The organism is Streptacidiphilus alkalitolerans, from assembly GCF_042511045.1.
Taxonomy (GTDB): domain Bacteria; phylum Actinomycetota; class Actinomycetes; order Streptomycetales; family Streptomycetaceae; genus Streptacidiphilus; species Streptacidiphilus alkalitolerans.
The window spans coordinates 40,688-66,914 of record NZ_JBHEZX010000004.1; the positions used below are offsets into that span (position 1 = coordinate 40,688).

A 26,227-nucleotide genomic window follows, 5' to 3' on the forward strand; every position below is an offset into this window, starting at 1 on the left:
AAAATTGACGGCTCATCAGCGCGGTTCCGGGAATTTTTGTCCAGCCTCTTGCCGAACCTGTAACCCGTGGTTAGTCTCGCCGCAACATCGAAGCGCTTCGACAGAGACGAAGGGCCGCACTGACCATGACCATTGAGATGAACCGCAGATCCGTCCTGCGTACCGCCATCGGCGTGGCCGGAGCCGTCGCGGCGGCTCCGCTGCTGAGCGCCTGTGGATCCGGCGGGGCGAGCAAGGCCGGTGCCAACACCAAGCAGGGCATCGCCGCCGCGCTGCCGAGCTATCTGCCGAGCAGCGCCGTCGCCGCCGACATCCCCTCGGTGACCGGGGCGCACGGCGCCACCACCGACCCGGGCTTCCTCAAGTACCCCGCCGACCAGGTGCGGACGGTGAGCGGGGTGCCCGGCAAGGGCGGCAGCTACACCGCGGTCACCCCGCTCTGGGGCACCATCCCGGCCGTCGGCAACTCCTTCTACCAGGCGATGAACAAGGCCCTGGGCGCCACCCTGACCATGCAGCCGGCCAACGGCAACACCTACAACAACACCGTCCCCACGCTGACCGCCGCCAAGAAGCTGCCGGACTGGATCCAGCTCCCCGGCTGGTGGAACGACCAGCTCAACGTGGGTGAGCTCTGCGCCACCCAGCTCGCCGACCTCACCCCCTACCTGGCCGGGGACAAGGTCAAGGACTATCCCAACCTGGCCGCCGTCGCCACCGGCGCCTGGCAGGCCGGCATCTGGGACGACAAGCTCTACGGCATCCCCACCTTCTTCTCCGGCCAGGCTTTCTCCGGCCAGTTCTACTACCGGGCCGATGTGTTCGAGTCCAAGGGCATCAGCCCGGACGAGGTCAGGTCCATCGACGACCTCTACGCCCTGGGCGCGGAGCTGACCAACGCCAAGGCGGGCGTCTGGGCCTTCGACGACCTGTGGACCTGGCTGGCCCAGCCGTTCGGGATCTCGCAGAAGTTCACCGTCGTCGACGGCAAGCTCGTCTCCATGTACGAGCAGCCCGAGTACCTGGAGGCGCTGAGCTGGGTCTACAAGCTGGCCAAGGCCGGGTATGTGCACCCGGACGCGCTGGCGGGCAACAACAACGACGCCAAGACCCGCTTCTACTCCGGCAAGGTGCTGGTCACCGGGGACGGCCAGGGCGCCTGGAACGCGGCCGACGCCCAGTCAGGAGCAGCTGCCGACAAGGCCTACCGGCGTGAGTCCTTCGCCCTGTTCTCGGCGGACGGCAAGGCCGTCCCGTCGATCTACCTCAGCCCCTCGGCCGGGATGTTCAGCTACCTCAACAAGAAACTGGCCCCCGATCAGATCCGGGAGTGCCTGGCGATAGCCGACTTCCTCGCGGCCCCGTTCGGCAGCGCCGAGTACACCCTGGTCAACTTCGGCACCGAGGGCGTCGACTACACCATGGGCGCCGACGGCCCCGAGTACACCAAGGCCGGGCAGGCCGACGTCCAGCAGCAGACCTACCCGTTCCTGGCCACGCCGACGAACGTGGTCTCCAACCCCGGCTTCGACCAGATCACCAAGGACCGCTGCGCCTGGAACGCGGCGGCCGGCAAGTACGCCTACAAGCCGGTGTTCTGGAACATGAACATCACCGTCCCCGGCCGCTATGCCACCGCGGTCGGCGCGCAGACGCTGCTGGACACCACCAAGGACGTCTACCACGGCATCAAGCCGGTCTCCGCCTACCAGGACGCGCTGACGGCCTGGAAGCGCAGCGGCGGTGACGCGATGGTCCAGTGGCACCAGGCCAATGTCCTGGACAAGTTCGGCGCCGGGCAGTGACCAGCAGGCTGACCTGGCGGATCAGGTTCCGCAGGGACCGGTCGCTGATCCTGATGACGGTGCCGGCCATCGTCCTGCTGCTGCTGTTCAACTACCTGCCGATGTTCGGCACGGTCACGGCCTTCGAGTACTACGACCCGCTGGTGGGGGTGCTGCACAGCCAGTGGGTCGGCGTGGACAACTTCACCGCGCTGTTCCAGGACCCGCTGTTCTGGGAGTCGCTGGAGAACACCCTGGCGATCAGCGCGATCCAGCTGGTGCTGTTCTTCCCGATCCCGATCCTGCTGGCGCTGCTGGTCAACTCGATCCTCAGCCCGAGGATCCGGAACATCCTGCAGTCGATCACCTTTCTGCCGCACTTCTTCTCCTGGGTGCTGGTGATCACCCTGTTCCAGCAGATGCTCGGCGGCGCGGGCCTGCTCAACCAGTTCCTGCGGGCGCACGACCTGGGCGTCTGGTCGGTGATGACCGATCCGGCCACCTTCAAGCTGCTGGTCACCTCGCAGGTGGTCTGGAAGGACGCGGGCTGGGGGCTGATCATCTTCCTGGCGGCGCTGGCGGCCATCGACCAGAACCTCTACGAGGCGGCTGCCGCCGACGGCGCCGGACGCTGGCGCCGGATGTGGCACATCACCCTGCCGGGACTGCGGGCGGTCATCGTCTTCATGCTGGTGATGCGGGTCGGCAACGCGCTCAACGTGGGCTTCGAGCAGATGCTGATCCAGCGCTACGCGGTCGGCCACGACGCCGCCGACGTGCTGGACACCTTCGCCTTCTACTACGGCATCGGGACCAACAACTACGGCTACGGGGCCGCGGCCGGGATCTTCAAGAGCATCATCTCGCTGCTGATGATCCTCGGCGCCAACAAGCTCGCGCACGCCTTCGGCGAGGACGGGTTGTACCGGAAATGAGCACACTCTCCGCCGGCCGGCGCGCCTCCGCTGCCGCCCGTCGCCGCAACCCGCACCGCCCGGTCTGGGAGGAGCAGCCGTCGGCGGCCGGCCAGACCGCCAAGGGCGGCATCGTCGCGGTCATCCTGGTGCTGATCCTGGTGCCGATCTACTCGGTGGTGCTGACCAGCTTCTCCACCCAGGGCTCCATCAACCGGGCCGGCGGCATGGTGCTGGTACCGCACGGGCTGACCCTCAACTCCTACGAGCAGATGCTCAGCGGCGGCCCGGTCGCCCGGGCCCTGCTGGTCAGCGGGGCGATCACGGTGATCGGTACGCTGGTCTCCATGGTGGTGTCGGTGCTCTGCGCCTTCGGCCTCTCCCGGGCCCGCTCGCTGGGCCACCGCTTCCTGCTGATGATCCTGGTGATCACCATGTTTGTGAGCGGCGGCCTGATCCCGACCTTCCTGGTGGTCAACGGCCTGGGCGGGTTCGACCAGTACTGGGCGCTGATCCTGCCCAGCGCGGTGTCGGTGTTCAATATCCTGGTGCTGCGCTCCTTCTACTCCGGCACCGCCGCCGAGCTGATCGACGCGGCCAGGATCGACGGCGCCGGCGAGTGGCGCATCCTCCGGTCGGTGGTGCTGCCCACCTCGCGTGCCGTCACCGCGGTGGTCACCCTGTTCTACGCCGTCGGCTACTGGAACTCCTTCTTCAACGTCATGCTCTACATGCCGACGGACAGCCAGAAGTGGCCGCTGCAGTACGTGCTGTACGAGTACGTCAACCTGGGGATGAACATGCCCGGCCAGGTCAACTCCGGCTACGGGGCCGGACACCAGGTGACCACACCGCTGGCGCTGCAGATGGCGGTGGTGGTGCTGACCCTGGTCCCGATCGCCCTGATCACGCCGTTCATGCAGAAGCACTTCGCCAAGGGCATGCTGACCGGCGCGATCAAGGGATGATGCACAGCACAGCACCGACATACCGACGAGTGGGGAAGCGCAGACATGGTGACACTTGCCGAGGTGGCCCAGCGGGCCGGAGTTTCGCCCAGCACGGTCAGCTACGTCCTCAGCGGCAAGCGGGCCATCTCCGAGCCCACCCGGATCCGGGTGGAGCAGGCCATCAGCGACCTGGGCTACCACCCCAACGCGGGCGCCCGCGCGCTGGCCGGCAAGCGCTCGCACATCATCGCCCTGGTGGTGCCGCTGCGCACCGACGTCTATGTCCCGATCATGATGGAGATCGCCATCGCGGTGACCATGGCCGCCCGGCAGTACGGCTACGACGTGCTGCTGATCACCAATGACGAGGGCCCGGAGGGGGTGCGCCGGGTGGCCGCCAGCGGCCTGGCCGACGGGGTGGTGCTGATGGACGTCGAGCTGGAGGACGAGCGGATCCCGGTGCTGCGGGAGCTCGGCAGCCATGCCGCGATGATCGGCCTGCCCGCCGACTCCACCGGTCTGGCCTGCGTCGACCACGACTTCACCGCGGCCGGTGCGCTCTGCGCCGACCATCTGGCCGACCTCGGCCACCGGGACGTCGCCTTCGTCGGCTACGCCCCCGAGGTCTACCGGCGCCACGCCGGCTACGCCGAGCGGACCCTCAGCGGCTTCCGCGAGCGGGCGGCGGAGCGCGGCCTGCGGATCCTGCACCGCCCCTGCGAGGGCAGCTACGAGAGCACGGCCGGGACGCTGGCCCGGATCCTGGAGGACCGCCCGGCCACCACCGGGTTCGTGGTCCAGAACGAGGGCGCGCTCGGCCCGCTGCTCAGCCTGCTGCGGTCGAGCGGACGGATCGTCCCCGAGGACGTCTCCGTGGTCGCGCTCTGCCCGGAGCAGCTCGCCGAGCAGAACTCGCCCCGGCTCACCGCCGTCACCGGCCCGGCGCAGGAGCTGGGGCGGCAGGCGGTGGAGCTGGTGATGAGCCGGATCAACGGCGGCACCCCGCCGGAGATCACCCTGCTCACCCCGGTGCTGACCGTCCGGGAGAGCACCGGGCCCGCCCCGTCCGGTAACTGACGCTGTATCACTTCACGCTCACCGCGCTCCTTCCGGCGCCCTTCCTGGAGACAGCCATGCCCACGCACATCCATGACCTCGGCGACGCGCTGGAGTGGCGTGCCCGCGGCGAGACGCTGCGGGTCGAGCCCTGGGGCCGCGACTCGGTCCGGATCCGGGCCACCCCCGGCGGCCCGCTGCTGACCGACCTGCCCGGCGCGCTGCTGGACCGGCCCGCCCCGACCGGCGCGGTGACCAGGGTCGAGGGCCCCAGCGCGACCCTGGTGAACGGGGCGATCACGGTCCGCCTCGACGGCAACGCCGCCGACGCCTCGGACCCGCAGCTGCACCCCGCCGCCGGACGGCTCAGCTTCCTCCGCACCGAGGACGGCGCCGAGCTGCTGGCCGAGCAGCCGCAGCACTTCTGGTGGCCGGGGCCCCGTCTCTACACCGCCACCGGCAACGGCTACCACCGGCTGGAGCAGAGCTTCCGCGGCTACACCGGGGAACGGCTGTACGGGCTCGGCCAGCACACCCACGGCCTGCTCGACCAGAAGGGCGCGGTGGTCGACCTGGTGCAGCGGAACGCCGAGGTCAGCATCCCCTTCCTGCTCTCCGACCGGGGCTACGGCCTGCTCTGGAACTCCCCGGCGATCGGCAGGGTCGAGCTCGCCGAGACCGGCACCCGCTGGGTCGCCGACAGCGCCCGCCAGCTGGACTACTGGGTCACCGCGGGCCGCCCCGCCGACATCCTCTCCCGCTACGCCGACGCCACCGGCCACGCACCGGTGCTGCCGGAGTGGGCGGCCGGCTTCTGGCAGTGCAAGCTCCGCTACCGCACCCAGGACGAACTGCTGGGCGTCGCCCGCGAGTACCGGCGGCGCGGGCTGCCGCTGGACGTGATCGTCGCCGACTTCTTCCACTGGACCCACCTCGGCGACTGGAGGTTCGACCCGGCCGAATGGCCCGACCCGGCGGCCATGGTCGCCGAGCTGACCGGGCTGGGGATCAAGCTGATGGTCTCGGTCTGGCCCTCGGTCAGCCCGCTCAGCGAGAACTACCACGAGCTGCTCAACGAGGGCTTCCTGGTCAACACCGAGTACGGCCCGGTCGCCCACGCGGACTGGCCGGACAAGGGACTCGACGCCTACTCGGCCCAGGTCGCCTTCTACGACGCCACCAACCCGGAGGCCAGGGCCTTCGTCTGGGACCGGCTCCGCCGCAACTACCTGGACCTGGGTGTGCGGCTGTGGTGGCTGGACGCCTGCGAGCCCGAGCTCAAGCCAGGCCACCCGGCCAACCTCCGCTACCACGCCGGCCCGGGCCTGGAGGTCGGCAACCTGTATCCGCGCGAGAACGCCCGGATGGTCTGGGACGGGATGCGGGCCGCCGGGCACACCGAGGTGGTCTCGCTGAACCGCTCCTCCTGGGCCGGCGCCCAGCGCTACGGCGCCGCGCTCTGGTCCGGCGACATCGGCACCGACTTCGCCTCGCTGCGGGCCCAGATCAAGGCGGGCCTCAATGTCGCCGTCTCCGGTATCCCCTGGTGGACCACCGACATCGGCGGCTTCCACGGCGGCGACCCGGACGACCCGGCCTACCGGGAGGTGCTGGTCCGCTGGTTCCAGTACGGCGCGTTCTGCCCGCTGTTCCGGCTGCACGGCTTCCGCGGTCCCGAGCAGAAGCTCGAACCAGCGATGACCGGCCTGCCCAACGAGGTGTGGTGCTACGGCGAGGAGGCGTACCGCATCCTCAGCGGCTATCTGCGGCTGCGGGAGCGGCTGCGCCCCTATCTGATGCGGCAGATGGTGACCGCCGCCGAGGACGGGCTGCCGCCGATGCGCCCGCTGTTCCTGGAGTTCCCCGAGGACGACCGCGCCTGGACCGCCGAGGACTCCTTCCTGCTCGGCCCCGACCTGCTGGTCGCCCCGGTCACCGAGGCCGGAGGCCGGTCCCGCGAGGTCTACCTGCCGCTCGGCGCGCGCTGGACCGACGCCTGGACCGGCACGGTCCACCAGGGGGGACGGGCGGTCCAGGCGGACGCCCCGCTGGAGCGGATCCCGCTCTTCCTGCGCGACGGCGCCGAACTGCCGATCCGTCAGGAGGCCTGATGCCAGGGCTGTTCGGCGAATCGCTGGCCTTCGGCGGCGACTACAACCCGGAGCAGTGGGATCCGGCGGTCTGGCAGGAGGACGACACGCTGATGCGGCGGGCCGGGGTCAACCTGGCCACCGTCGGCGTCTTCTCCTGGGCGCTGCTGGAACCGGAGCCGGGCCGCTATGAGTTCGCCTGGCTGGACGACCAGCTGGACCGGCTGCACGCCAACGGGGTCCGGGTCGACCTGGCCACCCCCACCGCCTCCCCGCCGCCCTGGTTCACCCTGGCCCACCCGGAGGCGATGCCGGTCACCGCGGACGGGGTCCGGCTCACCCACGGCAGCCGCGACACCTACTGCCTGGCCGCCCCCGCCTACCGCCGGGCCGCGGTCGGCATCGCCACCGCGCTGGCCGAGCGCTACGGCGCGCACTCGGCCGTGGCGATGTGGCACGTCCACAACGAGTACGCCACGATCTGCCACTGCGAGCAGTCCGCCGCCGCCTTCCGGCGCTGGCTGCGGGCCCGCCACGGCGGCCTGGACGCGCTCAACTCGGCCTGGGGCACCGCCTTCTGGAGCCAGCGCTACACCGCTTGGGAGCAGGTCGGCACACCGCGGGCCACCCAGTGGCACCACAATCCGGGCCAGACCCTGGACTTCTCCCGGTTCTGGTCCGACCTGGCCCTGGACGCCTACCGGGAGCAGCGCGACGCCGTCCGGGCCCGCAGCGACCGCCCGGTGACCACCAATCTGATGCTGCCCGGCTACCAGAACCTGGACCTGTGGGCGTTCGGCCGCGAGGTCGATTTCGTCGGCATCGACCACTACCCGGACGCGCCCGGGGTTGACAGCCACGCCGACATCGCCTTCGGCGCCGACCGGGCCCGCTCCTTCGGCGGCGGAAAGCCCTGGCTGCTGATCGAACAGGGCAGCAACACGGTCTACCGGCCGGGGCTGACTCTGCCCCGGGAGCCCGGGGACATCCTCCGCAGCAGCCTCGGCCACATCGCCCGGGGCTCGGACGGGGCGCTGTTCTTCCAGTGGCGGCAGTCCCGCGCGGGCGCCGAGATGTGGCACTCGGCGATGGTCCCGCACGCCGGCCCCGACACCCGGATCTTCCGCGAGGTGGAGCAGACCGGCGCGGCCCTGGCCCGGCTCGGCGAGCTGGCGGGCTCCACCGTCAGCGCGCCGCAGGTCGCCGTGCTCTGGGACGCCGACGCCTGGTGGGCACTGACCGCGGCGGGCAAGCCCAGCGCCGAACTCGACTACCTGGGTACCGTCCGCCGGGCCCACCGCATGCTCTGGGACGCGGGTGTCACCGTGGCCTTCGCCCATCCCGAGGACGACCTCTCCGGCTACCGCGCGGTCCTCGCACCCAGCCTCTACCTGGTCTCCGACGTGGGCGCGGACTCGCTGCGGCGCTGTGCCGAGGGCGGCGGCACGGTGCTGGTGCAGTACTTCAGCGGGGTGGTCGACAGCCGGCACCAGGTCAGGACCGGCGGCCACCCGGGCGCCTTCCGCGAGCTGCTGGGCCTCCGGGTCGAGGAGCACCGGCCGCTGGCCCCGGGGGCGGTGGCCGAACTGTCCGACGGATCGTCAGGGACGGTGTGGAGCGAGGACCTCCGGGCGGAGGGCGCGGAGGTGCTGGCCTCGTACCTGGGCGGGGCTGTCGGCGGGAAGCCGGGCGGGGCGCTGGCCGGGAAGCCGGCTGTCACCCGGAACCGGTTCGGCGCGGGCAGCGGCTGGTACCTCTCCACCCGGCTGGACGACGCCGGCTACGCGGCGCTGCTGGCCCGGGTGCTGGCCGAGGCCGGGGTGGAACCGACGGTGCCCGGGCAGCCGGCCGGAGTGGACGCGGTGCGCCGTCACAGCGGGTCGTTGAGCTGGCTCTTTGTGCTCAACCACGGTGAGACCCCGGCCCGGCTGCCGACGGTCCGCGGGCAGGAGCTGCTGACCGGGACGGCCGTGCCGGCCGGGGGCCTGACGGTGGCCCCCGGCGGCGTCGCGGTGGTGCGGGAGCCCGTCAGCTCCGCTTGACGCCGATCCCGGCGTAGCCGGCCACCTCGCCGCTGGTCAGCGCGCGGTCGGCCTGGTCCTCGGTGCGCCACTCGTGCACCGGGACCAGGCCCGGATCGACCAGTTCCAGACCGTCGAAGAAGTGCAGCAGCTCCGCGTGGGTGCGCGAGGTGAGGCTCAGTCCGGCGGCGGTGTAGGTCCGCAGCACATTGGCGGCGACCTCGGGCGGGGTGAACTCGTCGGTGGCATGGGAGAGGATCAGCGCGCTGCCCGGCGCCAGCGCGCTGGTCAGCTCCTTCAGCACCTCCGCCGGACGGTCCTCGTCGGAGACGAAGTGCAGCAGCGAGACCACCATCAGCGCGACCGGCCTGGACAGGTCCAGCAGTTCCTTGACCTGGGCCGAGCCCAGGATCGCGGCCGGGTCGCGGAAGTCGGCGTCGACGTACGCGGTGCGGCCCTCGGGGGTGCCGCGCAGCAGCGCCCGGGCGTGGCTGAGCACGATCGGGTCGTTGTCGACGTAAACGATGCGGGCGTCGGCGGTGACGGCCTGGGCCACCTCATGGGTGTTGTCGGCGGTGGGGATGCCGGTGCCGATGTCCAGGAACTGGTGGATGCCCTGCCGGGCGGCGTAGCGCACCGCCCGGCCGAGGAACCTCCGGTTGGCCCGGGCGGTGGCCCGTACCTGGGGGAACAGGGCGACGACCCGGCCCGCGGCGGCCCGGTCGGCGGGGAAGCTGTCCTTGCCGCCCAGGTAGTAGTCGTACATCCGCGCGGGGTGGGGCACGTCGATGCGCAGACCGGACATCTTGGCTTTCAGCTCCGGGCTCAGCTGCGCTTGCGGGCGACGCCGGCGTACCCGGCGACCTCCTCGCGGGTCATCAGCCGGTCGTCCTCGTTGTCCGGGTCCGGACGCCACTCGTGCACCGGCACCACGCCGGGCTCGACCAGGTCCATGCCCTCGAAGAAGCCCAGCAGTTCGGCGTGGGTGCGGGAGACGATGTTGAGCCCGGACCTGGCGTAGGTCTCGGAGATGTTGGCCGCGATCTCGGGGGCCATCAGCTCGCCGGTGCCGTGGGTCAGGATCAGCAGGCTGCCGGGCGGCAGCGCCTCCTGGTAGCGGGCGAGCAGGCCGCCGGGGTTCTCGGCGTCCGTGATGAAGTGCAGCAGGGCCACCACCAGCAGCGCGATCGGCTGGGTGAAGTCCAGCAGCTCCTTGGTCTGCGGCGCGTTCAGGATCGAGTCGGGGTTGCGGAAGTCGGCGTCGATGTAGGCGGTGCGGCCCTCGGGGGTGCCGCGCAGCAGGGCTCGGGCGTGGGTGAGCACGATCGGGTCGTTGTCGACATACACCACCCGCGAGTCCGGGTTCGCCGCCTGGGCGACCTCATGGGTGTTGTTGGAGGCCGGGATACCGGTGCCGATGTCGAGGAACTGACGGATGCCCAGCTCCGCGGCGTAGCGCACGGCCCGGCCGAGGAAGCGCCGGTTGGCCCGGGAGCCGGCCGGGGCGCTCGGCAGCAACTGGACGACCTGGGCGGCTGCGGCGCGGTCGGCGGGGAAGTTGTCCTTGCCGCCGAGGTAGTAGTCGTACATCCGCGCGGGGTGCGGTACGTCGGTGCGGAGGTCCAGGCTGGCCGGGGTGCTGCCGTCCGGAGCGGCCCAGTCCCAGTTGTCGCTAGTCATGCTTCTCCTCAGCCCCAGTGGCGCGGTGACGCCGCATCACATACATGATCAGACGCATGCTACTTGATGGATCGGCTTATCGTATTTCCCTGAACGTCCTTGCGGAGGCGATGGCTTGAATGCTCGGAGAACTGATCGGAAAGCTGATGATCAGTGATCTGACTCACAGTCCTGGCTCCCTGTCGCGGGAAGGGGAGGGAAGCGCATCCTTGGGGGGATGACGGCGCCCCCAGGCGCCTCGATCACGGAGGCTGTGCGTGGGCGACAAGGCGGCGCGGATGCGGATCGAACGTCTCAGCGAGAGCGGGACGGGCAGCGGGGACGGGGCTGGGGACCAGCCCGACTGGTACCCGGACGAACCGGCCGCCGCCGAGGGCGACCGCATCCTGCGCTGGCAGGCCCTCCCGGACGGGGAACCGGGCGAGGGGCGGGACGACGGGCTGGGCGACGGGCCGGTCGGTACGGCCTGGCTGCGGCTCTACCGGGACGAGGGCCGGCGGCACCTCGCCCGCTACCAGGCGGCGGTCCGTCCGGACGCGGTCGGCCGCGGGATCGGCACGGCGCTGCTTGACCAGGTCCGCGCCGCCGCCCTCGCCGAGGGCCGCGGCATCCTGCTCACCCGGGCCGGCCTCGGATCGGAGGCGGACGGCTTCCTGGCCGGCGCCGGGTTCACGGTCGGCGCCGAGACCCAGCGGCTGCTGCTCCGGGTCGCCGACTGCGACCAGGACGCCCTGCGGGCCACGGTCAGGTCCGGCAGCGAGGGCTACCACCTGGTCCGCTGGCAGGGGGTCGCGCCCGCCGACCTGATCGGCTCCTACGCCGCCGCCCGCGGCACCCTCAACGACACGCCGACCGAGGGCACCGACAGCGGCGGCGCGCACTGGGACGAGGACCGGGTCCGCGCCGTGGCCAGCGAGGCCGAGCAGCGCGGGGACGCCCTGCTCACCGTCGCCGCGCTGGGCCTGGACGGCCTCGGCGAGGAGGTCGTGGCCGGATTCAGCGAGGTGGCGGTGCCCCGCGACACCACCCGGGCCCGGCAGTCCGACACGGCCGTGCTCAAGGAGCACCGGGGCCGCGGGCTCGGGCTGTGGGTGAAGGCGGCGATGCTGCAGTGGCTGCTGGGCGCGCACCCGGAGGTGGAGGGGGTCGGCACGGTCTGCCTGGCCGGCAACCAGCACATGATCGAGATCAACCAGGCGCTGGGATTCCGCCCCGACGGCGGCGACCGCTACTACCGGCTCGCGTTGACCGAAGTCTGACCCGCCGTCGGGCTACTGTGGCAACACGGACACTCCACCGACCGCGGATTCCAGGAGGAAACCCAGCGTGGCTACCACTCGCGTCGCACGTACGGAATGGGAAGGCTCTCTGCTCGAGGGCAAGGGCAATGTCTCGCTCGTCACCTCGGGTGTCGCCGAGTTCCCGGTGACCTGGGCCTCGCGCGCCGAGACCGCCAACGGGAAGACCAGCCCGGAGGAACTGATCGCGGCGGCGCACTCCAGCTGCTTCTCGATGGCGCTGTCGCACGGTCTGACCGGGGCCGGCACCCCGCCGACCAAGCTGGAGACCGAGGCCGAGGTGACCTTCCAGCCCGGCACCGGGATCACCGGCATCCACCTCACCGTCAAGGGCACCGTGCCCGGCCTCGACGAGGCCGGCTTCATCAAGGCGGCCGAGGACGCCAAGGCCAACTGCCCGGTCAGCCAGGCGCTTTCGGGCACCACGATCACGCTGACGGCCGCCCTCGCCTGATCCCCGCGCGTTCCGTCCCACACCGTGGCCCCCGTCTTCCGGCGGGGGCCACGGCGCGTGGGGCGGGTGCGTGCGCCCCCGGTCCTTCCCCGGAGGAGTGAATCGTTCCGCTGCCGGTGGCCCGGTGCGGAGCCGCCACCTATGATCACTACCGTGCGTAGTGGCGACATCGGGGGCAGTGACGACGGGGGCGACGGGGGCCCGCGGCCCGTCGGCGACGCCGTACGGCTCGCCGAGGCGCTGCATGCCAGCGAGAGCCGGTTCCGGGCCGCGTTCACCGACGCCGGCATCGGGATGGCCCTGGTCGACGCCGAGGACCGGATCATCGAGGCCAACCCGGCCCTGGCCGCGATGCTCGGCCACACCGTCCCCGAGCTGATGCGGCTGCACATCCACGAACTGCTGGACGTGGAGGACGACCCGCGCCGGGCCTACCTGGAGCTGCTGCACGGCGACCGGGACCGGCTCCGGCTGGAGAAGCGGCTGAAGCACCAGCGCGGCCACGCCGTCTGGACCAACATCACCATCTCGCTGATCCGCCACGCCGACGGCCGACCCCAGTACACCCTGGCCATGGTCGAGGACGTCTCCGAGGCCAGGAGGCTCGGGGACCGGCTGCACTACCAGGCCATGCACGACCCGCTGACCCGGCTGCCGAACCGCTCGCTCTTCTTCGACCGGCTGGCCGGGGCCTTCGCCGAGGCCGACCAGCGGATCGGCCTCTGCTACCTGGACCTGGACGGCTTCGCGGCCGTCAACGACACCCTCGGCCACCATGTCGGCGACGACCTGCTGGTCGCCGTCGCGGAACGGCTGGAGCAGCGCTTCGCCGGCCGCGGCCACCTGGTGGCCCGGATGGGCGGGGACGAGTTCGCGGTGCTGGTGCCGCGCAGCGCCGGGCCGGACGAGCTGAAGGCGCTGGCCACCGAACTGGTGGAACTGCTGGCCGTCCCCTACGACCTGGGCGCGCAGCGGGTGGTGGCCACCGCGAGCGTCGGCGTGGTGGAGCGCCCGGTCCCGGGCACCACCCCGGTGGAGCTGGTCAGGGACGCCGACGCCACGCTGAGCTGGGTGAAGAGCGACGGCAGGGCGCACTGGGCGCTCTACGACCCGGAGCGGATCGCGCACCGGACCACCCGTCAGATGCTGGCCACCACGATGCTGCCCGCGCTGGAGCGGGGCGAGTTCGTGGTCGAGTACCAGCCGCTGGTGGAACTGCGGGGCGAGCCGGGGCAGTCGAGCCTGCGCGGGGTGGAGGCGCTGGTGCGCTGGCAGCACCCGGAGTTCGGCCGGATCGGGCCGGACCGCTTCATCGGCATCGCCGAGGAGACCGGCGCCATCGTCCCGCTCGGCCGCTGGGTGCTGGAGACGGCCTGCGCCCAGGCCAGGACCTGGCTGGAGGACTTCCCCGAGGCCGAGCTCTTTATGAGCGTCAATCTGGCGGCGCGTCAGTTCTGGGACTCCGATGTGGTCGCCGACGTCGCCGATGTGCTCAGCCGGACCCGGCTGCCGTCCCGGCTGCTGCAGTTGGAGCTCACCGAGAGCGCGGTGCTCGGCCCGGCCGGCCGGCCGCTGGAGGCGCTGCACGCGCTGGAGGCGATGGGCGTCCGGATCGCCATCGACGACTTCGGCACCGGCTACTCCAACCTCGCCTACCTCAGCCGGCTGCCGGTGCACGTGCTGAAACTGGACGGCGGCTTCCTGGAGGGCTTCCAGGAGGGCACCCCGGCGGGCGCGGACGAGCAGATCGTCTCCGCGCTGGTCCGGCTGGCGCACGCGCTCGGGCTGACCGTCACCGCCGAGGGCGTGGAGACCCAGCTGCAGGCCGACCTGCTGCGGGCCACCGGCTGCGACAGCGCCCAGGGCTGGCACTTCGGCCGGGCGATGGCGGCGGAGGCCATTACCGAGCTGCTGGCAGCAGTCCCAGGCCCATCGCGACGGTGACGGCGGCGGTGCGGTCGTCCACGTCGAGCTTGTTGAAGATCCGGATCAGATGGGTCTTCACCGTCGCCTCGCCGATGAACAGCTCCCGGCCGATGTCGGCGTTGGTGCGGCCCAGCGCGACCAGGGCCAGCACCTGGGTCTCCCGCGCGGTCAGCAGCACCGGCGGGGCCTGCGGCCCGGCCGGGGAGCGGACCCGGCCGAGCAGGGTGGCCGCCGCGACCGGCGCGAGCACGGTCTCGCCGCGGGCCGCCGCCCGTACCGCGGCGGCGAGTTCCAGCCGCGGCGTGTCCTTGAGCAGATAGCCGCTGGCCCCGGCCTCCACCGCGCGGACGATGTCGGCGTCGGTGTCGTAGGTGGTGAGCACCAGCACCCGGACCCCCGGCTGCTCCCGGGTCAGCCGGGCGGTGGCGCCGGCCCCGTCCAGCACCGGCATCCGCAGGTCCATCAGCACCACGTCGGGCCGCAGTTCGGCGGCCAGCGCGCAGGCCTCGGCGCCGTTCTCGGCCTCGCCGACCACCTCCAGGTCGTCCTCCGCGGCCAGCATCCCGGCCAGGCCGGCCCGGACCACCGGGTGGTCGTCGGCGAGCAGCAGCCGGATCTTCTTCGTCGTCACGGGATCTCCACTCGTACCCTGGTGCCCTCGCCGGGGGCACTGCTGATGTCCACTCTGCCGTGGACCTGTTCGACCCGCGCCCGCATCCCGCGCAGGCCGTAGCCGCGGGGGGTGCTGTTCGAGGTGGTGGCGCTGAAGCCCTTGCCGTCGTCCTGGACTTCCAGGGTGATACCGCTGTCGTAACTGAGCCGGACGTCCACCGCGGTGGCGCCGGCGTGCTTGCGGATGTTGGAGAGCGACTCCTGCGCCGCCCGCAGCAGCACCACCTGGACGTCCGGCGGCAGCACCCGGGGCGTGCCCTGGATCCGGACCTCGGTGGTGATGCCCAACTCCTCGCCGAGCCTGGCGGCGATCCGCTGCACGGCGGTGTCCAGCGGAGCGGACTGCAGTTCCACCGGGGCCAGTTCGGCGACCAGCGCCCTGGTCTCGGCGAGGTTCTCCCGGGCGGTGCGCTCGGCCAGGGCGAGCCGGTTCCTGGTCGCCGCCGGGTCGGTGTCCACCGTCGCGTCGGCGGCCTGGATCAGCATGACCAGGCTGGTGAAGCCCTGGGCCAGGGTGTCGTGGATCTCGTGCGCCAGCCGCTGGCGCTCGGTGAGCACCCCGGCCCGGTGCTGCGCCTCGTCCAGGTCGGCGCGGGCCGACTCCAGCTCGGCGATCAGCTTTCCGCGCCGCTCCGCCTCGCGCATGATCACCTGGATGAACACCCCGATCAGCAGGCTGACCAGCAGCGCGATCCCGACCTGGACCAGTGCGGTGCTCAGGTCCTCGTGCCGCAGGGCCACCGCGACCGCCCCTGCGGCGAGCAGCACGATGACCGGCATCCGGATCCGCCGCGACTCCAGCACGCCGAAGAGCTGCGGGAAGAGCGCGTAGAGGATGACCAGGCCGTTGGCGTCGAGATAACCCAGGGCCAGGGTGACCGGCAGGGCGATCACCAGGTAGGCCACGCAGAGCCGGGCCGACTCCCGGGCCAGGCCCGGCACCAGCAGCGCCGCGTAGGCGGCGACGAGGACGCCGAGCAGGGCGTAGGCGGGCCAGGCCGTGCGGTCGCCGAGCAGGCTGACCAGGGTGGCCACGATCAGGACGGCATAGCAGATGTGCCACATCAGGAAGACCTTGTGGATCCAGTCGTCCTCGCGGCCGGTCCCGCCGTCGGCCGCGGCCACGTCCTCGGTGCTCATCCGTCCTCGCGACCCTTCCATCGGAACGTCTTCAGGCAGAGCAGCAGCCCCGCCACCGCCCAGACCGCGAGGACCAGGGCGGTCCGGCCGTGCTCCCAGCCCCCGGCCGGTTCGGCCTGCGCGTACGCCTGCGGCAGCAGCGCGGAGCGCATGCCCTGGCAGATCCACTTCAGCGGGAAGAACGAGGCCACCAGCTGAAGCGTATGCGGAAGCTGACTGAGGATCACGAAGACGCCGGAGATGAACTGCAGCACCATCATCGGCAGCATGGCCACCGCCCCGGAGTCCGCGCCGCGCATCAGATTGCTGTAGGCGATGCCCAGCAGCGAGCAGCCGGCCACGCCGAGCAGGTACACCCAGCCCAGGGTGAGCCAGTGCGCCGCGTCCACCGGCAGCCGGACGTCGAAGAACAGCCGGCCGATGCCCAGCAGCACCGCGCCCTGGCCGAGGCTGGACGCCAGCACCATCAGGATCTTGCCGATGAAGTAGGAGGACTTGGGCAGCGGAGTGCCGCGCAGCCGCTTGAGCGTGCCGTTGCGGCGCTCCCCGGCGATCTGCAGTGAGAGGCTCTGCAGGCTGGAGCCCATGATCCCGACGCCGATCATGCCGGTGGTGAAGATCTGCTGGGTGCTCACCCCGCTGGCCGGGTCGGTGCCCCGGTAGATGGACCCGAGCAGCAGCAGCATCACCACCGGCATCGAGAAGGTGAAGAACATCTGGCCCTTGTTGCGGAAGAACTGACGGGTCTCCAGCCCGCCCCTGGCCAGCCCGAGCCGCAGCGCGGACGGGGCGCTCCCGGTCGGCGCGGCTGCTCGGGCGGTGGCCGGGTTCATCGTGGTGGTGACGGTCATGACTGGTGCTCCCCCTCGATCATGCGCAGATAGATGTCTTCCAGCGTGGGCCGGGTGATCGTCAGCTCTGGGATCTCGGCGCCGCCGAACCGGGCCGACAGCTCCCGGACGGTCCGGGTCGGCTCGGCCGTGGTGACCGTGTGCGTGCCCGCGGCGTCGGTCCAGCCGACCACCGCCCCGGCGTGCTGCCGCCCGCCCAGCCGGGCCGGGGTGTTCACCTCGACCAGGCGGCCCCGGCTGATCACGCCGACCCGGTCGGCCAGGTGCTCGGCCTCGTCCAGGTAGTGGGTGGTCAGCAGGACCGTGGTGCCGCCGTCGCGCAGGCCGCCGACCAGTTCCCAGAACTGCCGCCGCACCTCCGGGTCGAACCCGGTGGTGGGCTCGTCCAGGAACAGCAGCTCGGGGCTGCCGAGGATGCCGAGCCCGACGTCCAGCCGGCGGCGCTGGCCGCCGGAGAGCAGGCCGGTGCGGCTGCGGCGCTTCTCGGTGAGGCCGACGGCCTCGATCACCTCGTCCACGTCGCGGGGAGTGCGGTAGTAGCGGGCGAAGTGCCGCACCACCTCCTCCACCGAGAGCAGGTCGAAGTCGCCGCTCTGCTGCAGCACGATCCCGATCCGCTGCCGCCAGTCGGCCCCGGCCCGCTGCGGGTCGTCCCCCAGGACGCTGAGCTCGCCGCCGTCCCGGTCGCGGTAGCCCTCGAGAATCTCTGTTGTTGTGGTCTTCCCGGCCCCGTTCGGGCCGAGCAGGGCGAAGATCTCGCCGCGCCGCACCTCCAGGTCGACCTGGTCGACGGCGACCACGCCCTGGTACGCCTTCCGCAGCCCGCGGGCCCGGATCGCTGCTGTGCCTGTGTCTGTCCCCATGCCCCAAGACTCCCGCCGGGGACCGCCCCGCCATGAGCAGCGAACGGTTGATCCCGCCCGTCCACCGAACGGTGGACAAGGGCCTCGGGGCATGCTTCGGGGGTGGAATGAAAAAAGACCTGCAGCTTCCGAAGATCTCCGAAAACTGCAGGTCAATCAGGGTGCGCCGCCAGGGACTCGAACCCCGGACCCGCTGATTAAGAGTCAGCTGCTCTAACCAACTGAGCTAGCGGCGCGTGCTGACCTGGAAGAGATTACATGATCCCGAGCCAAATGCCGAATCGGTATCCTGGGCTGCGACATCGCATGATCGAAGACCCTGAACCGAGCCGCCCGACGGGGGACCGCATGACCGAGCGCACGACCGCAGACACCGGCCAGGACGAGGTGGACGCGCATGCGAAGGAGGAGTTGGCGCGCCTGCGCGGGAGCATCGACAACATCGACGCGGCGATCGTCCACATGCTGGCCGAGCGTTTCAAGTGCACCCAGGAGGTGGGCCGGCTGAAGGCGGAGTTCCGGCTTCCGCCGGCCGATCCGGCCCGGGAGCGGGAGCAGATCGAGCGGCTGCGGCTGCTGGCCGAGAACGCCCGGCTCGACCCGGCCTTCGCGGAGAAGTTCCTGAACTTCATCATCGCCGAGGTCATCCGGCACCACGAGCGGATCGCGGGGGTGTAGTGCTTCCACCGAGGGGGACGGCCGCGCTGGCGGCCGGCGGGACCGTACTGCTCGGGCTGGTGCTGCCGGCCCTGGTCGGATCGTGGGCGGGGGACGCGCTCTACACCGTGCTGGTGTGGACGCTGGTGCTGCTGGCCGCGCCCAGGACCCGGCCGGTGGTCGCGGCGGGGCTGGCCCTGGCGGTCAGTTGGGCGGTGGAGTTCGCGCAGCTCGGCCCGCTGCCGGCCGAGCTGTCGCGGCGCAGCCTGGCGGCCAGGCTGGTGCTGGGCTCCACCTTCCAGGCCACCGACCTGCTCTGGTACGCGGTCGGCGCCCTCGTCGCGCTGCTGCTGCACACCGCGGTTCGCGGTAGCGTGCGGGCGGGTGGTCGGGGTAGGCGAGAGCGCGAGCCGGCCGGCTTCGGGGGGATCGGCCCCGCGGGGAGCGACCAGCCTGCGAGGGAGCCATGAAGAAGACGACTGCACCCGGCACATCCGGTAAGCGCGTCCTGCCGGACCAGCGCGGGACCGGCCCGGGTGGGGCCGAGCGGCGGCACCTGGACCGGATGGCCGTCGGCCGCTCCGCCTGGGGCCTGTACCGGGAGACCCGGCGGCCCGGCGCACCTGGTCTGGTGCGCCGGGTGGCCTCGGCCCCGTTCCTGGTCAAGGACGTCACCTTCGGCCGCTACCGGGGGCTCTCCCGGGCCAAGCTGTACGGCTTCTTCCTGCTGATGGCGCTGTACGTGGTCAGCCCGATCGACGCGATCCCGGACTTCATCCCGGTGCTGGGCTGGACCGACGACACCGCCGTGGTGCTGTGGTTCAGCACCGGCCTGGTGCGGGAGTCCGGCCGCTACGTGGAGTGGAAGCGCGGCGGCCGGCCCACCGCTCCGGCTATCGCTTCGCGGTGACGGTGAGGGTGGTGCTCGCGCTGCTCGCGGCGAACTGCGGGTTCCCGGCGAAGTCCGCGCGGACCCGGTACGGGCCCTTCGCCGCGCTCAGCTGACCCGGCAGCACCGCGCACAGCCCGCCCAGGCCCGGCAGCAGCAGCCCGGGGCAGGGGACGGCGACCCCGTTGGCGTCGGTCACCGTCACGGTGACCCTTCCGCCCGCCAGCAGCAGCGCGAGGCTCTTGGCCGAGGTCACCCCGACGCTGATCACCACCGGCTGACCGTCGACCACCGTCTGCGGCTGGACCGTGAGTTGGACGGCGGTGGCCAGCCTCACCGAGACCGTGTCCGCGGCGGAGGACGCGGCGAAGGAGCCGTCCCCGCTGTAACCGGCCGTCATGGTCCTGCTGCCGGTGGCCGGGTAGCTGACCGTGCAGCTGGCGCTGCCGGTCGGGTCCAGCGGGACGGCCGCGCAGCCGACCGCGCCGGTACCGCTGCCGCTGCTGAAGCTGACGGTTCCGCCCGGGGTGCCGAGGCTTCCGGCGGGGCCGTGCACGGTGGCGGTGTAGGTGACCGGCCGGCCCGCGCCGGGGGCGGTGGTGGTGGCCGGGGTGGTCAGCGTGGTGGTCGTCCCCAGCGGGGTGCCCGGGGTGTAGTCGAAGGTCTGGCCGAGGCTCTTCATCAGGTCGGGGCCGAGCCCGGACTTGGAGGTGTGGGTGTCGCCGTACCAGGCGACGTCACCGCTGTCCTGCAGCAGCTGCAGCGGGGCGCCCGGGGTCAGCGGGTCGGGGACCCGGACGATGGTCTCCCAGGAGCCCTGGCTGCCGGTGCTCGCAGGGGACGGCTCGATCGGCAGCGTGGTGCCGGTGGCCAGCGGCGGGTCGTTGGGCTCGCCGTCCCAGCTGTAGAGCACGAAGGGGTCGTTGCCGCCGTCGGCGGTGCCCGCGATGATCAGGTACTGGCCGTCGGCGTTCTTGCGGATGTCGCGGATGCCGAGCCCGCCGAGGTCCATCAGGATCGGCGCCCCGAAGGCGGCGTGGACGCTGCCGGAGTTGTCGGCGGCGAGCTTGTCCATATTGGTGACCGGGACGACCAGGGCCAGGTGGCGGTCGGTGGTCGGCTCCAGCGGGGCCCGGAAGCTGAGGTAGGCGGTGCTGCTGCTGCCGGGGGCGAACTCCAGACCCTCGACGTTCAGGGCGTCGCTCTCATGGCCGCCGATCCCGGACTGGACCGAGCCGGTCAGCCCCAGGTAGTCGGCGCCCAGGCCGTGGCCGTCGGCGTGGTCCCAGGCGGTCAGGTCGCTCTGCAGTCCGGTGTAGCCGCCGACGTAGCTGAGCCGGGTGTCCGCGCCCGACCCGGTGATGGTGGTGGCGAACACGGTGCTGCGGGAACTCTCCACCCCGCCACTGCTGTTGTTGCTCATCGAGCCGCCCCAGTAGACGGTGTCGCCCACCCGGGCGGCGGTCTCCAGGTCCGCCTCGGCCGTGCCCGAGGGCAGTTGGCCGGTGAAGTCGAAGCTGCGCACCGGCGGGCCCGAGCGGGTCTCGTCGTAGAGCCGCAGCACATTGCTCTCGTCGTCGGCGACCAGCATGTAGCCGCCGCCGACGTCGATCGCGGCCGAGGCGTTGCCCGCGCCGGAGAAGTAGCGCTGGCTCGGGTCGCCGAGGTCCGCGGAGACGCCGTACTGCACCTGGGTGCTGCCGCTGGTGCCGTCGGGGGCGGTGACGGTCAGGGTGAGCGTGCTGTAGCCGACCGCGGCCGGGGTGACGTTCAGCGTCCGGTCGGCGCCGGTGCCGGTCACGGTGATGCCGGAGGCCGGGGCGACGGCGGGGTTGGCGGAGGCCACCGTGACGGTCAACTGGTCCGCCGGCACGGTCGGGTCGGGGTCGCCGACCTCGACCGGAAGGGTGGCGTTGGTCGGGTCGCCCAGCGCGGCGGGCAGGCCGCTGCGCGGGGTGCCGATGGTCGGCGGCGGGGTGACCGGGCCGCCGCCGGTGCCGCCGCCACCGCTGCCGATGGCCGTGCCGGGGGCGTACGCCACCCCGCGGAAGGCCTCATTGGCGGGGGTGGCGGCCAGCACGGTGGCGCTGCCGGCCAGGGTGCCGCCGGTGCCGCTGGCGTCGGTCACCCGGTAGAGGGTGCCCGAGGTGCCCGCGGAGCCGCTGCTGGTGGCGAAGACGGTGACCGTGCCATGGTCGTCATTGGCGGTCAGACCGGTCACCGAGGGCACCGCGACCGAGCCGAGCTGAGTCCAACTCCCGTCGATCAGACCGTATTTGACGATGGCACCGAGCGCGTTGTCGGCCACGTAGAGGGTGTCGGGGGCGCTGCCGGAGCCCAGTGTCAGCAGCGAGTAGCTGTACGGGCCGGTGGGCGGGGCGGCGAAGGGCAGGTTGGTGACCGGCTGCGGACCGGTGGTGGGCAGGCCGGTCCCCACGGTGGCGATGGTCACCGACGCCTTGGTCGGGTCGGCCGAGGTGTAGAGCCGGCCGCCGGCGATGGCCAGCTGCCGCACGTTCTTGTAGGTGCTCGCCACCAGCGAGGTGGAGCTGGACGCGCCGAGCGCCGCGTAGCGCACACCGCCGGCCGCGCCGCCGACCCAGAACTCCTGGCCGTCCGCGCTGACCGCGCTGCGCGGGTTGTTGCCGTCGGCGAAGTCGGTCAGCGCGGTGCTGCTGTCCACGGTGCCGGAGGCGTCGATCCTGGCCACGGTCCTGGGCAGGGCCGCGGCGGCGGAGGAGGACAGCCCGGTGGTGCCGACCGCGGTGTCGTAGCCGGTGGCCACCAGGTAGTCGCTGTCGGCGGAGAGGGTGAGACCGCCCTCGGAGGTGCCCGAACCGCTGGACACCAGCGGCTTGTTGACGCCACTTCCGGTCGTCGGCAGGGCCACCGAGCGGACCAGCGCCCCGGCGGGGGAGTACTCGTCCAGGAACACCGGGGCGCCGGCCCCCGACAGGGCGGTGCCGCCGTCGCCCACCCGGTAGACCACGACGTCCCCGGCCGCGAAGGTGCTTCCGGCGGCGGGGCCGGCCGCGGGGTCGTCCGCCCGGGCGGCGGTGCTGCCGACGGTCGCCGTGGCGCCGGCCAGCAGGGCCAGGCAGGCGGCGCTGACCAGCAGCCGGTGCGGGCGGGGTCGGATCGGGCTGCTCATGCCGCGGCTCGCTCTCTTCGGGTGCAACACAGGGGGGCGCGGCTGGGGTGTGGGGTTCCGCGGGCCGTGCCACACCGTAGGGAGGGCGGGCCAACGCCGGGCCTCGAACAGTCGACGCGCGGGTGAACGCCGGACCGGTTCCGCATCACGCCGTTCCGCCGGATCAGCTAATTTCCTGATTATTCGGGCGTGTCTGACAGCCTGTCCGGTAGCCCGGCCGAGCATGGGACGGTGCCTCACTCCTCCTTCGGGCCTCGTGTCGCCCTCGTCGCTCTCGCCCCCCTCGTGCTGTGGACAGCCCCGATGGCCGCTGCGGCCCCCTCGCCGGGATCAGGCGCCGTGTACGGCGCCTGGGACCTCGCCGGCGGCTCCGGCAGCATGCAGATTCCGCTCGGCGGGTTTCCCGAAGCCGCGGTGCGGTCCACCGGCAGCCCCGCGAAGGTCCAGTCCGGCCAGTCGGCCTTCCTCGGCGCCGCGACCCCCGTGGGCAAGCGCTACGGCAGCTCGCAGGGCAGGCCCTATGTCAACATCGGGGCCGCGTCGGGCCAGTCCGCTTCGGTGACCACGCTGGACTTCGCCGCCCCGACCCCCGCCGGGACCTGGGCCTTCACCCTCGGCGACGTGGACGCCGACCGGGTCCAGGTGCAGGCCTTCGGGGCCGGCGGCCAGCCGCTCAGCTCGGCCCAACTCGGCTGGCAGGGAGCCTTCAACTACTGCGACAACAGCCCCAAGCCGTCGAGCTGCGTGGGCCCGGGCCCGTTCACCGACGTGCCGGTGTGGCACCCGGACACCGCCACGCTGACCGGGAACGTCGTCGACACCAACGGCGCGTCCGGCTGGTTCCAGCCGACCGTCCCGGTCAGCAAGGTCACGCTCACCTTCAGTGTGCAGATCGGCATTCCCATCTACCAGATCTGGACCTCCTCGCTCGCCACGGACGTCCGGGGCACGGTCAGCTCCGACTGCGGCACCCCGGTCGGCACCACCGTCACGCTGCGCCGGGCGGGCAGCGGCGGGAAGGCGGTCACCGGGCCCGACGGCAAGCCGCTGACCGCGCCGGTCGCCGCCGACGGCAGCTACCGCTTCACCGACCTGGCCCCGGGCGACTACCGCGCCGTGCTCGCCGCTCCGGCCGGCTACTCGCCGTCCACGGTCAGCGCCGCGGCCGACACCAGCGACGGCGGCGACGTCACCGGCGCGGACCTCAGGCTGACCTGCGACCCGATCCCGGCTCCGCCGCAGCCCCCGGTGATGATCCCGGTGAGCGGCGGCTGGTTCGTCATCCCGGTTCCGCCCGGCCCCGGTCCGAGCGGGGATGCCGAACCCCAGATCATCGACCCGCCCGAGCACGGCAAGGTCCGGGTCGGGCCTGGCAACAAGCTGGCCTACGCTCCGGAGCGGGGCTTCGTCGGCGACGACCGCTTCACCTATGTCAGCCGCGACCGCGAGGGCCGGCTGATCTCGCACACCGTCACCCTGCATGTCCGCAGCACGCTCGCGGACACCGGCAGCAGCCTGCCGGCGCTGCCCCTGCTCGGCCTGTCCGGCGCCCTCGCCGGGACCGGCCTGGTCGTCCTCGGCGCGGTCCGCCGCCGGCGCCGGGCCGACTGAGCGGCCGACCGGCCGTCAGCGAACCATCCAGTCCCGGCGCGGCCTCCGCGCGGCGCCGGGATCCGCACTCTTGACCGATCGTCGCGGACACGTTTCTCTGTCGTGAGCGGTTCACATGTGAACCCTTTGTACGCAGGACCGACGCCCCGTCACACCGGGAACGCGGTCCGCGTCCTCCCATCGATCCGAAGGGTGTCCGGATGCACATCAAGGGATCACGTCGGCGAGCCGGCATAGCGGTGGCAGCGACCCTGCCCCTGCTCGCCGCCGCCGTGGCCGCAGGGGCTCCGGCCCAGGCCGCCTCCCCGCAGGGCCGTGCGGTACTGGCGGGCAGCAAGCCCGCCTGGGCCAAGTCGTCGGCGGACCGCGGCCCCACGGCCGCCTCCGCCCAGGTCACCGCCAAGGTGTACCTGGCCGGACGGGACCAGGCCGGGCAGACCGCTCTCGCCAGGGCGGTGTCCGACCCGCAGTCCGCCTCCTACGGCCACTATCTGACGCCGCAGCAGGTGCAGCAGCGCTTCGGCGCCACGGCCGCCCAGATCGCCGCGGTGAAGGCCTGGCTGACCGGGGCCGGGCTCACGGTCACCGGTGCCAACCAGCACTACCTCACGGTCCAGGGCAGTGCCGCCGCCGCGCAGCGGGCCTTCGCCGTGCAGCTGCACGGGTACAGCAAGGACGGCCACGTCTACCGCGCCCCGACCGCCGAGGCGACGGTCCCCGCCGCGGTCGCCGCGTCGGTGCTCTCGGTGGACGGACTCAGCACCGCCCCGGCCAAGGCCACCCACGACAGCGCGACGCCCTCCGACACCCTGCCGGGACCGGGCGCGGCCTTCGTCAACTCCGGCCCGTTCTCCAGCTACTACGGCTCGAAGATCGCCAAGGGCACACCCAAGGCGTACGGGACCACCCAGCCCTACGTGGTCCAGGGCTACACCGGCACGCAGCTGCGCTCCGCCTACGGCGCGACCGCCAGCGGGCTGTCCGGCAAGGGCGTCACGGTGGCCATCGTGGACGCCTACGACTCGCCGACCATCGTCGGCGACGCCAAGCGCTACGCGGCCGCCCACGGCGACGCCCCCTACACCGGGAACCAGTTCAAGCAGGTCGACGCGGCGGAGTGGACCCACACCGCCGACGACGACTGCGGCGCCTCCGGCTGGTACGGGGAGCAGACCCTGGACGTGGAGGCGGTGCACGCGATCGCGCCCAAGGCCGGGATCACCTACGTCGGCGCGGGCTCCTGCTACGACGACGACCTGCTGGCCGCGCTCAACACCATCGTGGACAACCGCCTGGCCACCATCGTCAGCAACTCCTGGGGCGAGCCCGAGCTGGACAGCGACCCCGCGCTCGACGCGGTCTACAACCAGACCTTCACCCGGGGCGCGATCGAGGGCATCGGCTTCTACTTCTCCAGCGGCGACAACGGCGACGAGGTGGCCAACACCGGCACCAAGCAGTCCGACATGCCGTCCTCGCTGCCGTGGGTGACCGCGGTCGGCGGTACCTCGCTGGGCATCGACAAGCACAAGAACTACCAGTTCGAGACCGGTTGGGGCACCGAGAAGTCGGTGCTCTCGGCGGACGGCAAGAGCTGGGCCGGCTTCCCCGGCCCGTTCACCAGCGGCGCGGGCGGCGGCACCAGCTCCAGGGTCCCGCAGCCGTACTACCAGAAGGGCATCGTCCCCAAGGCGCTGTCCACCCTGAACGGCGGCGTCAACCGGGTGGTGCCGGACATCGCCGCCGACGCCGACCCGACCACCGGGTTCCTGGTCGGCCAGACCCAGACCTTCCCGGACGGCACCGTGAAGTACAGCGAGTACCGGATCGGCGGCACCAGCCTGGCCAGCCCGCTGATCGCCGGCATCCAGGCGCTGGCCCAGCAGGCCAACGGCTTCCCGCTGGGCTTCGCCAACCCGGCGATCTACGCCCGCTACGGCAGCTCGGCCTACCACGACGTCACCGACCACCCGTACGGCAAGAACACCACGCTGGCCGATGTCCGGGTGGACTTCGTCAACGGTGTCGACGCCTCCAACGGGCTGGTCACCTCGCTCCGCACGCTCGGCAAGGACTCCTCGCTGGCGGCGACCCGGGGCTACGACAACGTCACCGGCGTCGGCTCCCCGGCCGCCGGGTACCTCCGCTCCTACCAGCACCGGCACTACCGCTGACCGAAGCGGTTCCGCACTGAAGCCGAGGCCCCGGACGGTCAGCCGT

21 protein-coding genes and 1 tRNA gene are annotated in these 26,227 nt (G+C 72.0%); 14 read left to right on the plus strand and 8 right to left on the minus strand.

Going from position 1 to position 26,227, the window contains the following annotated elements; translation table 11 throughout:
• Positions 1-125: 125 nt before the first annotated feature.
• From ACEZDG_RS09785 to ACEZDG_RS09810, 6 genes are read left to right on the plus strand one after another with little or no spacing between them, the layout of a single operon-like run.
• Positions 126-1,805: an ABC transporter substrate-binding protein gene (locus tag ACEZDG_RS09785; RefSeq protein ID WP_380505601.1), complete on the plus strand. Its 1,680-nt coding sequence runs from the start codon at positions 126-128 to the stop codon at positions 1,803-1,805.
• On the plus strand, positions 1,802-2,719 hold the full coding sequence (locus tag ACEZDG_RS09790) for an ABC transporter permease (protein ID WP_380505604.1): 918 nt from the start codon (positions 1,802-1,804) through the stop codon (positions 2,717-2,719). The genes ACEZDG_RS09785 and ACEZDG_RS09790 overlap by 4 nt, the downstream gene beginning before the upstream one ends.
• Positions 2,716-3,666, plus strand: coding sequence for a carbohydrate ABC transporter permease (locus ACEZDG_RS09795; protein WP_380505607.1), 951 nt, complete (start codon positions 2,716-2,718; stop codon positions 3,664-3,666). The genes ACEZDG_RS09790 and ACEZDG_RS09795 overlap by 4 nt, the downstream gene beginning before the upstream one ends.
• 45 nt (positions 3,667-3,711) lie before the next feature.
• A complete protein-coding gene (locus tag ACEZDG_RS09800; protein ID WP_380505610.1) occupies positions 3,712-4,725 on the plus strand; it encodes a LacI family DNA-binding transcriptional regulator in 1,014 nt (337 codons plus the stop codon).
• A gap of 56 nt (positions 4,726-4,781) precedes the next feature.
• Positions 4,782-6,815: a glycoside hydrolase family 31 protein gene (locus ACEZDG_RS09805; protein ID WP_380505613.1), complete on the plus strand. Its 2,034-nt coding sequence runs from the start codon at positions 4,782-4,784 to the stop codon at positions 6,813-6,815.
• Entirely contained in the window at positions 6,815-8,836 is a 2,022-nt protein-coding gene (locus ACEZDG_RS09810; protein ID WP_380505616.1) for a beta-galactosidase, read from the plus strand. The genes ACEZDG_RS09805 and ACEZDG_RS09810 overlap by 1 nt, the downstream gene beginning before the upstream one ends.
• Here the strand turns inward: ACEZDG_RS09810 and ACEZDG_RS09815 are convergent.
• A complete protein-coding gene (locus ACEZDG_RS09815) occupies positions 8,823-9,620 on the minus strand; it encodes an SAM-dependent methyltransferase (RefSeq protein WP_380505619.1) in 798 nt (265 codons plus the stop codon). The genes ACEZDG_RS09810 and ACEZDG_RS09815 overlap by 14 nt on opposite strands.
• A 20-nt stretch (positions 9,621-9,640) precedes the next feature.
• Positions 9,641-10,495 (minus strand): SAM-dependent methyltransferase, encoded by an 855-nt coding sequence (locus tag ACEZDG_RS09820; protein ID WP_380505622.1) that lies wholly within the window; start codon positions 10,493-10,495, stop codon positions 9,641-9,643.
• A gap of 278 nt (positions 10,496-10,773) precedes the next feature.
• On the opposite strand from ACEZDG_RS09820, the gene ACEZDG_RS09825 reads away from it, so the two are divergent.
• The 3 genes from ACEZDG_RS09825 to ACEZDG_RS09835 all read left to right on the plus strand — a co-directional run bounded on the left by ACEZDG_RS09825 (position 10,774) and on the right by ACEZDG_RS09835 (position 14,191).
• Positions 10,774-11,754, plus strand: a complete 981-nt coding sequence (locus ACEZDG_RS09825) for a GNAT family N-acetyltransferase (RefSeq protein ID WP_380505625.1) — start codon at positions 10,774-10,776, stop codon at positions 11,752-11,754.
• A 67-nt stretch (positions 11,755-11,821) separates the two neighbouring features.
• Positions 11,822-12,247, plus strand: coding sequence for an OsmC family peroxiredoxin (locus ACEZDG_RS09830; protein ID WP_380505628.1), 426 nt, complete (start codon positions 11,822-11,824; stop codon positions 12,245-12,247).
• Positions 12,248-12,388: 141 nt separating this feature from the next.
• On the plus strand, positions 12,389-14,191 hold the full coding sequence (locus ACEZDG_RS09835; RefSeq protein WP_380505630.1) for a putative bifunctional diguanylate cyclase/phosphodiesterase: 1,803 nt from the start codon (positions 12,389-12,391) through the stop codon (positions 14,189-14,191).
• On the opposite strand, the gene ACEZDG_RS09840 is transcribed toward ACEZDG_RS09835, so the two are convergent.
• From ACEZDG_RS09840 to ACEZDG_RS09860, 5 genes are all read right to left on the minus strand, one after another.
• Positions 14,148-14,804, minus strand: a complete 657-nt coding sequence (locus tag ACEZDG_RS09840) for a response regulator (protein ID WP_380505633.1) — start codon at positions 14,802-14,804, stop codon at positions 14,148-14,150. The two genes, ACEZDG_RS09835 and ACEZDG_RS09840, sit on opposite strands and share 44 nt — an antisense overlap.
• A complete protein-coding gene (locus ACEZDG_RS09845) occupies positions 14,801-15,985 on the minus strand; it encodes a sensor histidine kinase (protein WP_380505636.1) in 1,185 nt (394 codons plus the stop codon). The genes ACEZDG_RS09840 and ACEZDG_RS09845 overlap by 4 nt, the downstream gene beginning before the upstream one ends.
• Positions 15,982-16,836 carry an ABC transporter permease gene (locus ACEZDG_RS09850; RefSeq protein WP_380505639.1) on the minus strand — a complete coding sequence of 285 codons (855 nt, stop codon included), beginning with the start codon at positions 16,834-16,836 and terminating at the stop codon, positions 15,982-15,984. Before ACEZDG_RS09850 ends, ACEZDG_RS09845 begins: the two co-directional genes overlap by 4 nt.
• Positions 16,833-17,699, minus strand: a complete 867-nt coding sequence (locus ACEZDG_RS09855) for an ABC transporter ATP-binding protein (RefSeq protein WP_380505642.1) — start codon at positions 17,697-17,699, stop codon at positions 16,833-16,835. The genes ACEZDG_RS09850 and ACEZDG_RS09855 overlap by 4 nt, the downstream gene beginning before the upstream one ends.
• A gap of 162 nt (positions 17,700-17,861) precedes the next feature.
• Positions 17,862-17,935 (minus strand) — tRNA-Lys (locus ACEZDG_RS09860).
• 112 nt (positions 17,936-18,047) lie between these two features.
• On the opposite strand from ACEZDG_RS09860, the gene ACEZDG_RS09865 reads away from it, so the two are divergent.
• The 3 genes from ACEZDG_RS09865 to ACEZDG_RS09875 are packed head-to-tail and all read left to right on the plus strand — an operon-like array spanning position 18,048 to position 19,266.
• Entirely contained in the window at positions 18,048-18,377 is a 330-nt protein-coding gene (locus ACEZDG_RS09865; protein ID WP_380505645.1) for a chorismate mutase, read from the plus strand.
• Positions 18,377-18,826 carry a ribosomal maturation YjgA family protein gene (locus tag ACEZDG_RS09870; protein ID WP_380505648.1) on the plus strand — a complete coding sequence of 150 codons (450 nt, stop codon included), beginning with the start codon at positions 18,377-18,379 and terminating at the stop codon, positions 18,824-18,826. The genes ACEZDG_RS09865 and ACEZDG_RS09870 overlap by 1 nt, the downstream gene beginning before the upstream one ends.
• A complete protein-coding gene (locus ACEZDG_RS09875) occupies positions 18,823-19,266 on the plus strand; it encodes a YkvA family protein (RefSeq protein WP_380505651.1) in 444 nt (147 codons plus the stop codon). Before ACEZDG_RS09870 ends, ACEZDG_RS09875 begins: the two co-directional genes overlap by 4 nt.
• Here the strand turns inward: ACEZDG_RS09875 and ACEZDG_RS09880 are convergent.
• Positions 19,250-22,396 carry an Ig-like domain repeat protein gene (locus ACEZDG_RS09880; protein ID WP_380505654.1) on the minus strand — a complete coding sequence of 1,049 codons (3,147 nt, stop codon included), beginning with the start codon at positions 22,394-22,396 and terminating at the stop codon, positions 19,250-19,252. The two genes, ACEZDG_RS09875 and ACEZDG_RS09880, sit on opposite strands and share 17 nt — an antisense overlap.
• Positions 22,397-22,699: 303 nt before the next feature.
• Between ACEZDG_RS09880 and ACEZDG_RS09885 the strand changes: the two genes are divergently transcribed.
• Together ACEZDG_RS09885 and ACEZDG_RS09890 are read left to right on the plus strand one after the other, a co-directional pair.
• The gene (locus tag ACEZDG_RS09885) at positions 22,700-24,007 is read left to right on the plus strand and encodes a hypothetical protein (protein WP_380505657.1); all 1,308 of its coding nucleotides are present in this window, start codon (positions 22,700-22,702) and stop codon (positions 24,005-24,007) included.
• Positions 24,008-24,207: 200 nt separating this feature from the next.
• Positions 24,208-26,181: a S53 family peptidase gene (locus tag ACEZDG_RS09890; protein ID WP_380505660.1), complete on the plus strand. Its 1,974-nt coding sequence runs from the start codon at positions 24,208-24,210 to the stop codon at positions 26,179-26,181.
• The last annotated feature ends 46 nt before the right edge of the window (positions 26,182-26,227 follow it).